14 protein-coding genes are annotated in these 16284 nt (G+C 41.8%); 6 read left to right on the top strand and 8 right to left on the bottom strand.

Annotation, left to right across the window (positions count from 1 at the left end):
• Positions 1–101: 101 nt before the first annotated feature.
• Positions 102–863 carry an alpha/beta fold hydrolase gene (locus K1T76_RS06680; RefSeq protein WP_230244816.1) on the top strand — a complete coding sequence of 254 codons (762 nt, stop codon included), beginning with the start codon at positions 102–104 and terminating at the stop codon, positions 861–863.
• 206 nt (positions 864–1069) lie between these two features.
• On the opposite strand, the gene accC is transcribed toward K1T76_RS06680, so the two are convergent.
• The 4 genes from accC to K1T76_RS06700 all read right to left on the bottom strand — a co-directional run bounded on the left by accC (position 1070) and on the right by K1T76_RS06700 (position 4456).
• A complete protein-coding gene (gene accC / locus K1T76_RS06685) occupies positions 1070–2437 on the bottom strand; it encodes an acetyl-CoA carboxylase biotin carboxylase subunit (protein WP_230244824.1) in 1368 nt (455 codons plus the stop codon).
• Between the two features lie 17 nt (positions 2438–2454).
• Positions 2455–2877, bottom strand: coding sequence for an acetyl-CoA carboxylase biotin carboxyl carrier protein (gene accB / locus K1T76_RS06690; RefSeq protein WP_230244826.1), 423 nt, complete (start codon positions 2875–2877; stop codon positions 2455–2457).
• 16 nt (positions 2878–2893) lie between these two features.
• Positions 2894–3349, bottom strand: a complete 456-nt coding sequence (gene aroQ, locus K1T76_RS06695; protein WP_019836989.1) for a type II 3-dehydroquinate dehydratase — start codon at positions 3347–3349, stop codon at positions 2894–2896.
• A 966-nt stretch (positions 3350–4315) separates the two neighbouring features.
• Positions 4316–4456, bottom strand: a complete 141-nt coding sequence (locus tag K1T76_RS06700) for a hypothetical protein (protein WP_230244828.1) — start codon at positions 4454–4456, stop codon at positions 4316–4318.
• 291 nt (positions 4457–4747) lie between these two features.
• Between K1T76_RS06700 and K1T76_RS06705 the strand changes: the two genes are divergently transcribed.
• Positions 4748–6955: an OsmC domain/YcaO domain-containing protein gene (locus tag K1T76_RS06705; RefSeq protein ID WP_230244830.1), complete on the top strand. Its 2208-nt coding sequence runs from the start codon at positions 4748–4750 to the stop codon at positions 6953–6955.
• Between the two features lie 148 nt (positions 6956–7103).
• Here K1T76_RS06705 and K1T76_RS06710 read toward each other — a convergent pair whose 3' ends face one another.
• The gene (locus tag K1T76_RS06710) at positions 7104–8399 is read right to left on the bottom strand and encodes a Y-family DNA polymerase (RefSeq protein WP_230244832.1); all 1296 of its coding nucleotides are present in this window, start codon (positions 8397–8399) and stop codon (positions 7104–7106) included.
• A gap of 40 nt (positions 8400–8439) precedes the next feature.
• Positions 8440–9054, bottom strand: coding sequence for a LexA family protein (locus K1T76_RS06715; protein WP_230244834.1), 615 nt, complete (start codon positions 9052–9054; stop codon positions 8440–8442).
• Between the two features lie 198 nt (positions 9055–9252).
• On the opposite strand from K1T76_RS06715, the gene K1T76_RS06720 reads away from it, so the two are divergent.
• The 4 genes from K1T76_RS06720 to K1T76_RS06735 all read left to right on the top strand — a co-directional run bounded on the left by K1T76_RS06720 (position 9253) and on the right by K1T76_RS06735 (position 14406).
• A complete protein-coding gene (locus tag K1T76_RS06720; RefSeq protein ID WP_230244842.1) occupies positions 9253–9438 on the top strand; it encodes a hypothetical protein in 186 nt (61 codons plus the stop codon).
• Positions 9439–9890: 452 nt separating this feature from the next.
• Entirely contained in the window at positions 9891–11078 is a 1188-nt protein-coding gene (locus K1T76_RS06725; RefSeq protein ID WP_230244844.1) for a phosphotransferase enzyme family protein, read from the top strand.
• Between the two features lie 864 nt (positions 11079–11942).
• Positions 11943–13208 carry a CmlA/FloR family chloramphenicol efflux MFS transporter gene (gene cml / locus K1T76_RS06730; RefSeq protein ID WP_020753574.1) on the top strand — a complete coding sequence of 422 codons (1266 nt, stop codon included), beginning with the start codon at positions 11943–11945 and terminating at the stop codon, positions 13206–13208.
• Entirely contained in the window at positions 13201–14406 is a 1206-nt protein-coding gene (locus K1T76_RS06735; protein ID WP_020753573.1) for an ISL3 family transposase, read from the top strand. The genes cml and K1T76_RS06735 overlap by 8 nt, the downstream gene beginning before the upstream one ends.
• A 43-nt stretch (positions 14407–14449) precedes the next feature.
• Here K1T76_RS06735 and K1T76_RS06740 read toward each other — a convergent pair whose 3' ends face one another.
• Complete coding sequence (locus tag K1T76_RS06740) at positions 14450–15454, bottom strand: CmpA/NrtA family ABC transporter substrate-binding protein (protein WP_070154218.1); 1005 nt, start codon at positions 15452–15454, stop codon at positions 14450–14452.
• A 10-nt stretch (positions 15455–15464) separates the two neighbouring features.
• Positions 15465–16043 carry an ANTAR domain-containing response regulator gene (locus K1T76_RS06745; RefSeq protein WP_004280362.1) on the bottom strand — a complete coding sequence of 193 codons (579 nt, stop codon included), beginning with the start codon at positions 16041–16043 and terminating at the stop codon, positions 15465–15467.
• Positions 16044–16284: the final 241 nt, after the last annotated feature.

The raw sequence follows: 16284 nt of genomic DNA on the forward strand, positions 1-16284 counted from the left end.
ATTATAAGTTTATCTATGAAAAGCACATATAAAATTTGATTTATAAACTCAAAACTCATTAAATAGATTAATCATTTGTATTCAAGTTTAGAGTTTATTTTATGTTGTTAAATTATCAAATCACGCAAAATCAGCCTGAATCTACGTTGCCACCTTTGGTTTTTATTCATGGTTTATTTGGTAGTTTGAGTAATTTAGGCATGCTCGCACGTGCATTTCAAGAACAGCGTACCGTAATTCAATTAGATGTACGCAATCATGGTAAGTCTGCACACCGTGATGACATGAATTATGCAGTAATGGCACACGATGTTTTAGAAACGCTGAATAGTTTGAATATTGAACATTTTTCTGTAGTTGGGCATTCAATGGGGGGCAAGGTTGCAATGACTTTAGCACCTCTAGCAGCAGAGCGTTTACAACAATTGGTTTTATTGGACATTTGTCCTTTTGCTTATCCTGAAAATCGTCACGATCAAATTTTTACCGCTTTGTTTGCTGTGCAAGATGCACAAGTTGAAGGCCGCCAAGCGGCGATGGAAATTATGCGTGAGCATCTTCATGAAGAAATGGTCGTGCAATTTTTAATTAAGTCATTTAGCAAAGGGCAATGGCTATTTAACTTAAATGCGTTACATGAACATTATGCAGAAATTTTGTCATGGCAGACGGTGCATAGTGATGTTGATACTTTATTTATTCGTGGTGGTAATTCGCCTTATATTGAGAAGCCTGAGCATTATGCTGCCATTCAAGCACAGTTCCCGCATGCGAAAGTTGAAACTGTCGCGCATGCAGGGCATTGGTTACATGCTGAAAAAACCGCAGAAGTATTGGCATTAATGACGGAGTTTCTAGATTAATCTTGTCGCGCAGTTTGTAGTACTCAATGATCTAAAATGATCCCTATTTTTAATTCAATTTTTAAGCCAATACTACATTTGGAGTATTGGTTTTTATTCGGACTAATTTGCATAGATTAATGGTTTAGCTTTTATCTTGAGCAATAAAAAAGAGCTGATGTTGAATCATCAGCTCTTCATTTTAAACATGAGCAAACTTAAATTGCTTATGCTTTTTCTTCTTCATTGCCAGCAAGTTGCTTCAGCAAATGCTTTTCAAGGTAGTGAATATCCATCGCTTGTTTGCAGAAGTTTTTATCTTGCAGAATCAAGTCCTTGTGCAAAGGAATATTGGTTTTAATTCCTGTTAAGATGGTTTCATCCAAGGCTTGACGCATGCGCGCAATACTGGTTTCACGATCTTTACCATGTACAATCAGTTTAGCAATCATTGAGTCGTAATACGGCGGAATGCTATAACCTTGGTAGATGTGTGAATCTACACGAACACCTGCACCACCTGGGGCATAGAAGTGTTCAATTTTACCCGGTGAAGGTAAGAAAGTGATTGGGTCTTCTGCGTTAATACGACATTCGATTGCGTGACCACGAATTTCAACCTGATCTTGCTCAATGTTTAAACCTAGACCTGCAGCAATACGCAATTGTTGTTCAATGATATCAATACCTGTCACCATTTCAGTTACAGGGTGCTCAACCTGAACACGTGTATTCATTTCAATGAAGAAGTATTCATCATCTTCAAATAAGAATTCAAAAGTGCCTGCACCACGGTATTGCATTAACTTACATGCATTAACACACGCTTCTAAAATATCGGCACGTGCTTGCTCTGGTAAGTTAGGCGCTGGCGCTTCTTCAAGTACTTTTTGGTGACGGCGTTGTAAAGAACAGTCGCGGTCATAAAGGTGAATCGCGTGACCGTTACCATCAGCCAATACTTGTACTTCTACGTGGCGTGGCTTTTGTAAGAAACGTTCCATGTAGACCGTGTCATCACCAAACCACATTTCTGCATCACGTTGAGCCGCCTGAACAGATTCAAGCAAGGTGTCTACGCGTTCTACAATACGCATACCACGACCACCACCACCAGCCGCAGCTTTTACAATGAGCGGGAAACCAATTTCTTTGGCTTCAGCTAAAGCATTGTGTGGTGTAACGGCATGTGCTGAACCAGGTACAGTCGGTACGCCAGCTTTACGCATTGCAGTAATTGCAGAAACTTTGTTACCCATTAAGCGAATATGCTCAGGGCGTGGACCAATGAAAATGAAACCCGAACTTTCTACAATTTCAGCAAATTCGGCATTTTCAGCAAGGAAACCATAACCAGGGTGAATGGCATCTGCACCTGTAATTTCTGCTGCAGTAATAATTGCAGGAATATTTAGGTAACTTTCGCTGCTCGCACCCGGACCAATACATACAGCTTCATCACAAAAGCGTAAGTGCATCAGGTCTTTATCGGCATCTGAATAGATACCCACGGTTTTGATCCCTAAAGTTTTGCAAGCTCGGGTGATGCGCAGGGCAATCTCACCACGGTTTGCAATTAAAACTTTTTGCAACATTGTGAATCCCCGAGGTGTTAAGCGCGGTAGCGAAAGAGTGGTTGACCAAATTGAATCACTTCGCCATTTTTAACTAGAATTTCTTCAATCACCCCACTTTGAGTTGCTTCAATTGGGTTCATGATTTTCATTGCTTCGATAATACCAAGCGTTTCACCAGCAGAAACAGTTTGACCCACTTTAATGAATGGTGCTTCACCTGGGCTTGGTGCTGCATAGAACACGCCAACCATTGGAGAAGTTTCAACTGCACCACGTGGTGAAGATTTAGGTGCAGATGGTACTTCTGCAGAAGGTGCAGGCATTGCAGGAACTGCTGCCGCCACTACTGGATTTCGACGAGTTAATGCAATCGACTGATCGCCTTCTTTAACTTCAATCGCTTGTAAGTCAGATTCAATCATCAAATCGATGAGTTTCTTGATTTTACGAATATCCATGGACAGTATCCCTAGTTTAACATTGTGTAGTAGATTGAATTTTTTCAAGAACAAAGTCGAGTGCTGCGGCATAGCCTTTTGCGCCTAAACCGCAAATTACACCAACGGCTTTGTCTGATAAATATGAATGATGTCTAAACGCCTCGCGTGCATGCACATTCGACAAATGGACTTCAATAAATGGAATAGCGATCCCTAACAAAGCGTCACGTACCGCAACAGAGGTATGTGTCAATGCAGCAGGGTTAATAATGATATATTGTGTGCCATCTAACGCGGCTTGATGAATTCGGTCTACAATTGCGCCTTCCCAATTACTTTGGAAAGTATCTATAGAAATTGATGCTTTTTGCGCTTGTGAAATGAGCTGTTGATTTATATCCTCAAGAGTGAGGTAACCATAAACTTCGGGTTCACGCTTTCCTAGCAAATTTAGATTCGGTCCATGAATAACCAAAATGGTCGAACTCATTCCGCTTGCTCCAATAAATAATTGCAATAATACTTTGCAAGATGTCTGCAAAGTTTGCTAATTATGGCATAAAATTCCACATTTTTTTTGTAATTTGTTTAATTTGACGTAGAAAGCGTGTGCCAAAATGAGGCTCTATAATGAAAACTTTGCAGGGAATTCGCAATGTTAAAAAATTACATTTTTAGTTTTTTTTGCTAATATTTATATTCTAAAACAACTGACCAAATCTATTCATTTGTTTTCTGTAACGACTGAGCAAGCGACTAACTTAAAGAGGTTTGATTCGGAATGCCAAAGCCAGCAAATAATCAACATCAATTTCACATTTCTTTATAGCATGATATTTCATTGTCATTTATAAAAAATACTTTCTCCATTTTTTTTAGTTCATGCAAAGTTGATGACCACATAAACCGCAGTAGATCAGTTGATATGTTTTATAATCATCGTTCAAGCGGAAATGGATTCGATAGAAAGCTTATAGCAACAACAAGATATTTTAAAAATCTGACTTTATTTAAATAAAACATAAGTTTAAGTTGAATATTTTGATTGATGTATTTATCTATATTTTAGGCTGTCATGGGTACTTGCGCTGTGTATTAGATTTTGAGTGTGGCGCAGTTGGTTTTATAAACGCTTTAATTAAGTTGTAGATTGATCACAAGACCATGCACATGCACGATCTGCACGGATATCTACCTCATTTAAAAATATGACGTGGTATCGAACAAAAAAACGGTGATGAAAGTTTCAGCAATTTTTTTCTAGCCAATGTTCTTCTACTCAATAGCCCGCAGCATCTACATCATAGATAAAATTTTAGAACGCATTGACCTTTTATTTCAAAAATCACCTTAAAAATGGCGTTATCGTAAAGTAGAGCAATATGTTCGGTATTGGCAAAAGTTAAGTGATCTTGTTCTGAATCTTGCTTTATTTGCTGTTAAAGCTCAGAAAAGCTTAGTCAGTCTGTTGTTTCTCGGCTGTATCTTGGGTAGATGTGTTTTGATTCAATATCAATTGACTCAGTTGCACATGCGTTTTAATCGCCATCAACGGCGTGTGCAGTTCATGCGCCGCAAAGACTGCGGTATATTTCATGTTGTTTCACCATCAAGCCGATTAGAACCTGAAGGCAATACTTTATATAATGGTATATTGTATTTTTGTATATTAATTGGGTAACTTTGCTCAAACTCAGTAAAACTGTATTTATAGCATTATCAATTCATCTAAATCACTTTATAATGTTGTCGCATATTCTGGAGTCGCTGTTATTACCGCTGCGCTAACTTCAAACCTTTTTTAAGTCTAATTCTCCTCCTTGATTCGGCTTATAAATCAATATTCTAATTTTTTGTGTCTGAGTAGGCACAGACAATAGGTGCCTACATGGAAATTAAAGTCAATTATTTAGACAACTTGCGTCTTGAAGCTAAATTTGACGATTTTACTGTCATTGCCGATCAGCCCATCCGTTATAAAGGTGATGGCTCTGCACCAGGCCCATTTGATTATTTCCTGGCGTCATCAGCATTGTGTGCTGCATATTTCGTGAAGGTTTATTGCCAGTCACGTGATATTCCGACTGATAACATTCGTTTATCACAAAACAATATTGTCGATCCTGAAAACCGTTATAAACAAATTTTTAAAATTCAGGTGGAATTACCTGCAGATATTTCTGAAAAAGACCGTCAGGGTATTTTACGTTCCATTGATCGTTGTACTGTTAAAAAAGTGGTACAGACTGGCCCTGAGTTTGTGATTGAGCAAGTCGAAAGTATTGATGCCGATGCGCAAGCTTTGCTGATGCCAAACTTGACTTCATCTCATGCGACTTTTATTGAGGGTAAAGATTTACCGCTTGAAGAAACCATTGCCAATATGTCGGGTATTTTGGCAGATTTGGGCATGAAAATTGAGATTGCCTCATGGCGTAATATCGTACCAAATGTCTGGTCATTGCATATTCGTGATGCGCAATCGCCAATGTGTTTTACCAATGGTAAAGGTGCGACCAAAGAAAGTGCGTTGGCATCTGCTTTAGGTGAATTCATTGAGCGTTTGAACTGTAACTTCTTCTATAACGATCAGTTTTGGGGCGAAGAAATTGCCAATGCCGAGTTTGTGCATTATCCAAATGAAAAATGGTTTAAGCCTGGCCCAAATGGTGAATTGCCTAAAGAAATTTTAGATGAATATTGCCTAGAAATTTATGACCCTGAAGATGAATTGCTTGGCACACATCTATATGACACTAACTCAGGCAATACTGAGCGTGGTATTTGTTCATTGCCATTTGTACGTCAATCCGATGGTGAAACGGTATATTTTCCATCAAATTTAATTGAAAATTTATATTTAAGTAATGGGATGAGTGCAGGCAACACGCTTGCAGAAGCTCAAGTGCAGTGTTTATCTGAAATTTTTGAACGTGCAGTCAAGCGCGAAATTATTCAGGAAGAAATCTGCCTACCTGATGTGCCGCAAGAAGTTTTGGCGAAATATCCAAGTATTGTGGCAGGTATTCAGGCTTTAGAAGAGCAAGGCTTCCCCGTATTGGTGAAAGACGCATCTTTAGGCGGTCAATTCCCTGTCATGTGTGTGACCTTAATGAACCCACGTACAGGCGGTGTATTTGCTTCGTTTGGTGCACATCCTAATTTTAAAGTGGCTTTAGAGCGTAGCTTGACCGAGTTATTGCAAGGGCGCAGTTTTGAAGGTCTGAATGACTTGCCACAACCAACGTTTAGCAGCAATGCAGTTACAGAGCCAAATAACTACGTTGAACATTTCATTGATTCTAGTGGTGTAGTGTCTTGGCGTTTCTTTAGTGCGCAGGCAGATTTTGAGTTTGTAGAGTGGGATTTCACCAACAATGGTCAATATAGCAATGTAGAAGAAGCCGAGGCTTTATTTGCGATTCTGGAAGAAATGGGCAAAGAATCCTATATGGCGATTTATGAACATTTAGGTGCGACTGCTTGCCGAATTTTAGTCCCTGATTATTCAGAAGTGTATTTGGTGGAAGACCTGATTTGGGATAATACCAATAAAGCTTTGCTGTACCGTGAAGACATTTTAAATCTGCACCGTTTGGATGATGCGCAACTTGAAGCTTTGGTTGAGCGTTTGGAAGAATGTGAGCTAGACGACTATACCGAAATCAAAACTTTGATTGGCATTGAGTTTGATGACAATACCGTTTGGGGACAACTCACTATCCTTGAATTAAAACTGTTGATTTATTTGGCATTAGAACAGTTTGAAGAAGCGAAAGATTTAGTCGAAGCATTCTTACAATACAACACCAATACCGTAGAACGTGGCTTATTCTATCAATGTATGAATGTTGTGCTTGAAGTTATTTTAGATGATGAAATGGATATTGCCGATTATGCTGTCAATTTCCGCCGTATGTTTGGCAACGAACGCATGGATGCGGTCATGGGTTCTGTTGATGGTACTGTACGTTTCTATGGTCTCACCGAAACCAATATGCAGCTTGAGGGTTTAGATCGTCACTTACGTTTAATCGACAGCTACAAAAAACTGCATAAAGCACGTGCTAAGTTTGTCGGACTAAATGAAGGTTGATATTGCTTAAATCAGATCATGTTCATCCAAATAATCATCACAAGAAGATGGTTGTTTGGATGAACGGTTTTATAAATATCCTTTCTTGATGTAACTGAAGTATATAGAAGCGCAATCAAAGACGAATCAGATCACAACTAAAGAAGCACTAATCGCCAAGTGCCAATAAGCCTTCCCAGCTAAAATAATTAGGGCTTAAATGGCTGCGCTGCATTGCCCACGTGCGGTCTTGTAATTTACATGCGCCAATAGCAAGTTTTTGCATACCATATTTATTTTTCACGGTATCTAATACCTGCTGTAATTGTTCCTGTTTTTCAATGACGTGCGTATCTGCAAGTAGGTCGGGAATATAGCCTTGCTTTGGCTCAAGTCCTGTTAAAATCACACCACATTTTTTAAAGACAATGCCTTCTTGAAATAGGGTAGAGATATGCTTCATGATGGCTTTGTTCATGATTAATGCAGAATCTGTTGGTTCATTAAAGGCAATAGTCACCGATTGATTGTAAAAAGCTTGGCGCTGATCAAAACGACTGGATTGCGCAAAAATAATCATACAGGAACATAAGCTTTTTTCTGCTCTAAGCCTTTGCACAGCAGATTGTAAATAATCGCTCAGTGCTTCCGAAAGTGCATGAATGTCGGTGACTCGTTGTCCAAAAGAACGTGAGCTGATGATTTGCTGTTTACTGGCTGTGGTTTGTTCCAGTTCAATACACGGCGTACCTGTTAGTTCCAATATGGTTTTTTTCATTAAAATTGAAAATTTACGTTCCATGTGTTCAGGATCACTGATCGCTAAATCAAATACAGAATGAATCTTTAAAGCATGCAGTTTTTTTGCAAGTTTTCGGCCCACGCCCCAGACTTCATCAACATCAATGAGTTGAAATAAGGCTTCTTTGCTACATAAATCCATATCTATTAAATTGCACACGCCGTTGAAATAGCTATTTTTCTTGGCAATATGATTGGCCAGTTTTGCTTCAGTTTTACTGTGACCGATACCCACACAGACAGGTAGAGCCAGCCATTTCCATAAAGTTGCTTTAATTTCTTGTGCCAATTCATTTAAATCGGTTTGAGAATACGAACTCAGTTCAATAAAGGTTTCATCAATTGAATAAATTTCAATGTCTTTGGCACTAACAAACTGTTGAATCGTATTATTAAAACGTCTGGACATTTCTGCATAGAGAGCATAGTTACTCGAAAAGACGGCAATATTGTGTTGTTTGATCTGCTCTTGAATTTGATAAAAAGGCACAGCCATTTTTATACCGAGTTGTTTGGCTTCTTCGGAACGTGACACCACACAACCATCGTTATTGGACAAGACCACCACTGGACGATGATTCAGATGTGGTTGAAACAGCCGTTCACAGCTCACATAACAATTATTGATGTCAATCAGCGCAAAAATTTGCTTTAAAGGTTTCATGAATATTCTGCTTATTTGGCTTTTATTATGGTGTGCGGGTTTAAGCCATCAGGTTTTTTAAGTTCCAAGTCACCACGGCAAAGACCTCAAATGTTTGCCCATCTTTCAAATAAATACTGTCATAGTCAGGGCTTTCAGCTTTGAGCCAAGCATCAGGCAAAGTAGCAGGGTCGTAGTCTTCACCAAAATGTTCCACCAACTCACTTTTGGACATTTTGGCGGTAATCATCAAGCGTTTAATGGTTAAGTCTTTTTGGTCAATTAGGGCCACTACAATGCTGCGGTGTTTGGCTTCTTTGCTGCGATCTACCAATACAATATCGCCGTATTCAAGCCCTGCATTTACCATAGAGGTGGTGCGTACCACATTTAAAAAGGTCGCATTTTCATTGGAAATGAGATATTCATTCAAATCAATATTTTTATCAATAGAGTCTTGAGCAGGTGAAGGAAAACCTGCAGGAATGGATTCGACAGCAACCGGTAGCGGTAAAACGGTACGTTTGCAAACAGGCTGAAAGTCATATTCTTTTAGCAACTCTATCTGTTCTAGAATGGCATTCAAGGTTGGGCTAGGCTTACCATCCATACCCATGATTTTTTGTAATGACGCCCAAGCAGCATCAGAGAAGTAAATAGGTAACTTCTTAGACATGAGATTACTCCTACGCAACGAGGCGTGTTTGAAGTGAAATTTGATGTGTTGATAGCATAGCTGAAAATGTGAATAAGATTCAATCTGCCTGCATGGTTGATTGCTAGATATAGATAACACTCTACGATTGCATAGCTATACAAACACAATCCTTTAGGTTAGGATTTTTCTATTGCAGCAGCATATTTAAAGATTGGCGTGCATGTTGTTGAAGATATTTATTTATCGAATGAAAAAGTTGAATCTTTGCTGTTGGGATGCATCAATGCACAACTTGAACCTGAGTTTTTGATGCAGGATTTCATTAAACATCAGGGCTGGTCTTTGGCTGAATGTTTTAAGCAAAATACTGAACATGAAATTGACTTTGCGCAAATCAATTGACCGATTAAAGTCAAAGCAGAATATCAAAATCATCGTTTAAAACGTCATTTTCTGGTTGAATTTCATCTGACCACGACGCTTTTTTTTAATTACGAAACAGAAAAAAATAGTATGACTTACTCCTACATGATAAAAGATTTTTATCTGACCGATAATATTTTTTATGATGCCTATACAGGAGAAAATTTGCAGGCTTGATAGAAGTGAACTCATTATCATGGTATGCAGATTATAATTTGCCTCACTCACAAAATATGGTGTCTTTTGTGAGTGAGGCTGCTTATTACACTGGTTTAGGATTTAGATCAGATTGTAGATGAAGTGAATTTGCATTTGCGACAAGCTAAGACCGTTAATTAAATAGCTCTGCATCCATCTAAAAATGATTGTTGGACGTGGATGACGGGGAATATACGATTACACAATGCTGATTAGGTTAAGGAATATTGCAAATGACCACAATCACACCTAATTTAGGTCATGGCATGGGCAGTGACTGGGAAAATAAAGATTGGGTTCATATTACAGTTCCAGAATTACACCACCTGCAATCGTATTATCCATGTTTGCAAGGGAGTGTTCAGATTCTGTGGTGTAGTCCACGCCCATTTTCTTCGGCAGTGTTGGTTGAAGTCATGCAGGCTTTAGCCAGTACATGCCAAACAAATTTTTACTCATATTTTATTAAGCGTAGCCATCGTTCATTTCGTCGCGCCCAAGATATTTTACAAGAGCATGCTGTTTTACAACATTTAGCCAGTAAAAATATTCCTGTTGCGACATTAATGACCTCTAATTGCGGACAAACCGCTTTAGAAGTGGGCGATTGGACTTATGAGGTTTATGAAAAAGCAGCTGGCTTTGATTTATATATCGATCAGCAATCGTGGACGCCTTTTTTCTATACGGAACATGCCGCCAAAGTGGGGAGTTTGCTTGCGAAACTACATATCGCCATGCAGGATTTTCCTGAGTTACACGGCAGATCGACTCGTTATTTGGTCTCGAATCAGCAGCTTTTAGAAAGTGAAAGTATTGTAACGGCTATTCAGCAACGTATTGATAATAGCCCTGAATTGAGTCGTTATTTTGCCGATAAAAACTTAGATGCCGTTTTTTTAGAGCGCATATTTCAGACGCATCTTAAAATTAAGCATGTATTGCAGCAGGCGACTAAAATTTGGACACATAATGATTTGCATGCTTCCAATTTGTTTTGGTCTACGCAAAGTGCCGATGCCAATATTACAGCGGTGATTGATTTTGGCTTATCGGATCGAAATTCAGCGCTGTACGACCTTGCGATAACGATTGAGCGTAACTTTATAGATTGGCTGGCTTTAGAACATACGTCACAAATTAATGTTGATGAAGCGGGTTTAAGCGCGTTTTTACAAGTGTATTGTGCAGAAATACACCCACAACAAGACTTTAGTATTTTGCCAGAACTGCTAAAAATTGTGCATTTGGATTTCGCATTTTCAGAACTTGAATATTTTGTCGGGATTACCCAAAACCTGAAACATGCCGATGCTGCTTATTATGATTGGATTGTTGGACATTTAAATTGGTTTTTTACAGAGCAAGGACAGCAATTTATCCAGACTTTTACTCGGTTCCTTCAACGCGAATTGTCATAATCTGTACAACTAAATGCCTCAAGCATCACCACTTTTTTAATGCAAGATTTTGTATGTACAATTGTAAATTCAAACAGAATATATTCACTGCGCCTTTAAAAATCTTCATTCTGTCAGCGCTGTGTTGAGAACCTTGGGTTGATGCAGAAAATGGTATTCAATAATTTGATACGATTGTCATCACAGCCAATGAAACCACGCCGTATTTTAGTTTTACAGTAAAGACTGAGGGTTTGCGTACAGATTGTTTACAAAAAGCGCCTGCCTCTATTTCTGTTATTACTGCAGATGCGATTGTCGATCAATTTAATTTATGGTTTGAATGTACAACATAGCTCTGCTGCTGGAACAGGAGTACATTTAGAAATATTTCAACTGCCAATCATCACTATAACTGCTGAAAAGCAGGATGAATGTCATTCTTCATCTCAAGCGATTACACAGTTCAAGCACAATTGACTAGGTCTTAATTGAGAAGTGTCCGTTTTAATTGGGGGCTATTACACAACATCAATTCACTGACAACCTACGTGTTAATGCTAACTGAACCGTACTGGGTTTGTCGGATAGTCTCTCAGAATATTGACTCTCCGACAAACCCGGTACAGTTCAACTGGATTTACAACAGGCATTCAGCTAAATAAAACGTTAAATCTAAAAGACCCAAAATTTTTGGTTCTTTGCACTTTAGCGTGAAGATTGTTACGATATGGACTCATCCATGAGATAACCCGCACATGAGCGCTACCAAGAAAGCAGACAAGTAAGCCGCAGCAACCTTCGTTTTCGGTTGTTGCGGCGTTCTCAAGAACCTAGTTGCTCTGCAAGAGCGCCGCCAAATTCTTAACTTAAGGAGATGGCTTCGTGCGCTCAAAAGATTTTTCTTGGCGGTATTCTCTTCCCGCCACGCTATTGCTGTTATCACCATTCGATTTGCTGGCGTCACTGGGCATGGATATGTACCTGCCCGTGGTGCCTTTCATGGCGGATGCACTTGGGTCCGGTGCAGGGACGATCCAGCTGACGTTGACGGCATACCTGGTTTTGCTTGGAGCCGGACAGCTTCTCTTCGGCCCACTGTCGGATCGGCTGGGTCGCCGCCCCGTTTTACTTGGTGGCGGGATTGCCTATATTGCGGCTTCATTCGGCCTCACCGTAGTTTCATCGCCAGAACTTTTTCTGAGCTTCCGCGTTCTTCAGGCCTGCGGCGCTTCGGCATGTCTCGTTTCCACTTTCGCGACGGTACGCGACATCTATTCGGGCCGTGAGGAAAGCAACGTCATCTATGGCTTGCTCGGCTCTATGCTTGCGATGGTTCCTGCGATAGGCCCACTGCTAGGAGCGCTGGTCGACGCGTGGCTCGGATGGCGCGCAATCTTCGGCTTGCTAGGGATGGCAATGATAGGCGCTGTTATCGCAGCCTGGCGACTCTGGCCAGAGACTCGGCGGCACCGGACGGCAGACCTACAGTGGTCGCAGCTATTGACTCCTGTGAAACACCTGAACTTCTGGCTGTACACGCTCTGTTACAGCGCGGGGATGGGCAGCTTTTTCGTCTTTTTCTCGACCGCCCCCTGGCTAATGATGGGGAGGCAAGGGTTATCGCAACTTAGCTTCAGCTTGCTATTTGCTACAGTGGCCATCGCTATGATGGCTACAGCGCGAATCATGGGACGACTGATTCCCCGGTGGGGAAGCCTGAAGACCTTACGAGTGGGAATGGGGTGTCTGATGGCGGGAGCGCTGTTGCTCGCTGTTGGCGAGACATTGGCACCGGTCTCGGTGCTTGGCTTCATCGCCCCGATGTGGCTCGTGGGTGTTGGTATCGCCACTGCGGTATCGGTGGCACCCAATGCCGCTCTTCGAGGTTTCGATCATATCGCTGGGACCGCTACAGCAGTCTACTTCTGTTTGGGTGGACTACTGTTAGGGATTATCGGGACACTCATTATTACGCTTTTATCGACTGGTACCACCTGGCCGATCATCGCTTATTGCCTCATCCTCGCAACAGCAGTGCTTTGTCTGTCCTGCATCAATCCCAACAGACGCCATCTCAGCCAAGAAGAACATGATGCCTTGGCGCTACAAGGCACCGATAGCGCGCAATCGGTCCATGATCATGACTAGCGCTGATGTTTGGAGCCTGTTCTGGAAGGGCTTTTCGCCAGCGTCTCATGGGCTTCTAGATGAACAGACTTTGCTGATCCGTCTTACACACGACGAGGAGCATACGCCAATTTGTAGCCGATGCGATTGCCCTTGTTTCCTGGTACATGACATCAATTGGCGCCGAGTTCGCGAGTCACCAATTATGCAGTATCGCGTCGAGTTGGATGTACCTGTGCGGCGGCTGCGTTGTCCACAATGCGGTCCAACCAGAGAGCGGATCGATTGGCTACCACCGCGCTCCCGTATTACGCAATCATTGCGCAACTGGATTGAGAAATTAGTACAGATGCTGCCCGTCAGTCATGTTGCCAATCTTTTGGGCTTGCATTGGCATACAGTCAAGACTATTGACATGGAGCGGCTCAAACGTGATTTGCACGAGCCAGATCGAAGTCGATTGCGCCGCCTGATGATGGACGAATTCGCCTTGCACAAGGGTCATCGCTACGCCACGGTGGTCGCCTGTGCCGACACCCAGCAAGTGGTGTGGATTGGCGAGGGCCGCTCGCGTGAGGCGATCCGGCCGTTCTTCGAGTGGTTAGGCGATGCCCGGAACCAGATCGAGGCAGTGGCCATGGACATGAACTCAGCCTTCGATCTTGAAGTGAAGGCCCAGTGCCCCAACGCGGTGGTGGTCTACGACCTGTTCCATGTGGTGGCTAAGTATGGCCGCGAAGTGATGGATAGAGTGCGAGTTGATCAGGCCAATCAACTGCGAGATGACAAGGTCGCCCGCAAGGTGATCAAAAGCAGCCGTTGGATACTGTTACGCAATGCTGACAACCTTGAGCCCGAGCAGGCGGTCAAGCTGGACGAACTCCTGGCCGCCAATGCGTTCTTGACTACGGTGTACGTGCTCAAGGACCAACTTAAGACGCTATGGTTTGCGGAAAGCGAGACGACGGCCAGAAGCGCCTGGCGGGAATGGGCCGGCATGGCCCTCGGTAGCGGAATTGATGCTTTGGTACGATTTGCCAAGAAGCTGGAGCCATATATGGAGGGTATCGTTTCCAGTGCCCTCCACCGGCTGAACACCAGCGTGCTGGAGGGCATGAACAACCGGATCAAAGTCATTAAGCGGATGGCCTATGGATACCGCGACACGGACTACTTCTTCCTCAAGATCCGTGCTGCATTTCCCGGCAAAGTGCGATGAACTAAATTTTTCTGGGTCTTTTTTTATGAGAATAGATAATATTTTAAACAACGGTCACTTCTTGCTGATAAATACAGGATTGCGCAATCTGTTTTTTTTTGGCTGCGGTCATTTCAATATTTTCCCATTTATCCATCTGCTGCAGGAGCCAGATAAAATCATCGACTTTCGGTTCGGCACTTTCCCCAACAAAATTCCGGATGATATTCTTGATCTTGTAAAAGTCATAGACATGCCGCTGGGCGGAACATTCAAACTGAATAATCTGATAGTCTACCAGCATGTCCCATACTTCTGATAAATCACTGCGCTGCTTTAAATCATCCTGCGCTTTTTGTACTGCCTTGACCACTGCCTCTACAGTAAATGGATGCTGTTCTGCCCATTCCTGGGTCATGGCCAAGACTTTATCGGCAACTTTTGGAATGACATTCTGGCTTGCCGCGACGATAAAACTATAGCCTTCAAGTTTGGCCTGAATATTCCAAGGTTCTCCCACGCAAAAGCCATCAAATACCTGTTCTGCGATTCCTTTTACCATGGAAGGCGGTGGAGAGGTCATCAGCTGGATATTCTTGGCCAGTTGTGGATCAGTCAGCGCCAGCCATTCTTTTAAACAGTAATGGTGAATCGAATATTTATAAACATAGGCCAGATTGATGGAATGATTCTGTTGTAAAGCCTGTACCAGTTTCTTTGAGGTATTCTGTTCATCATCCCCAGGCTGGATGCCGAGTTCATAGCACAAATCCTGGCGCAGGCTAATAAAAGCCTGATTCACGCTCAGTACTAGAGGGGTTTGCAAAGCCACCTGTAACTGGTCTGTACCCAGGGCAGCAGCGGGCAGCATGGCAGACAAGCAATGTGCAGCATCCAGAAAGCCATAGGCCAGACGGTCACGCAAACTAGACCAGGAGGCTTCACGGATTAAATTGATGGTTAATCCTTGCTCAGCAAAATACCCCTGTTTTTCGGCCCAGAGAATGGCAACACAATCAAGTAAAGGAATATAGCCAATATTGAGTTCAGTTTTTTCTAATGTGGACATATGCTTTTCCTTATTGGCCCAATAACAGCTTCTGTGCATCCAGTAAGCGTCTGGCCATTTCACCAATGGTAATCCGGTGACTCATGGCATTTTTACGCAATAAAGCAAAAGCTTGCTCTTCCGTTAATGCATGCAGCTGGATGAGCAACGCTTTGGCTTTATCGATATCTTTACGGTCAATCAGTTTGTCCTGGGTTTCTTTTAAATCATTCAGCAGCTTTTTATGTTTGCGGAATTGTTCAATTGAAATTTCCAGAATGCTTTCTAGTTTGGTGGGATCAATACCATCGACAATATAAGCCGTGATTCCGGCATCAATCGCACTTTTGATGGTGTCTTTATTGGAGTTCTGGGTAAACAGCACGGTCGGAAGTTCATATTGGCTGACACAGCTTTCAATAATATCCCGATGCGGATGATCCATATTCAGCAGGATCACATCTGCATGAATACCCTTAACATGTACCATATTCAGGTCATTCAGGATTAAACAGGCCACCACCTGAAAATCATGTGAAAGTAAGGATTCCTGGATGAATTGGGCGCGCTCCAGATCATCATCAATAAGAGCAATTCGTAATTTGGACATGGAATATTTTCAAGTAAGGCCTAAGGAATATTCAAGCAGGAGTAAAGCAAAAAACATGCCATTAAATTGGTGCATAAAATTCTATTTTTCTGTTCAATTTAGTGCATAGCTTTAGGGATTTCAGCTGATGGCTGATCAAAATGAAGCGTTTAGGTAGATCATCTGCCTGAAACAAGGCATTTTTCTATTAAAAAAGTTGGCACGATTTCTGCATTTATTAAATCGTCAAAGATGACTTTCA

The organism is Acinetobacter sp. PW68 (genome assembly GCF_020982655.1).
Taxonomy (GTDB): Bacteria; Pseudomonadota; Gammaproteobacteria; order Pseudomonadales; family Moraxellaceae; genus Acinetobacter; species Acinetobacter towneri_A.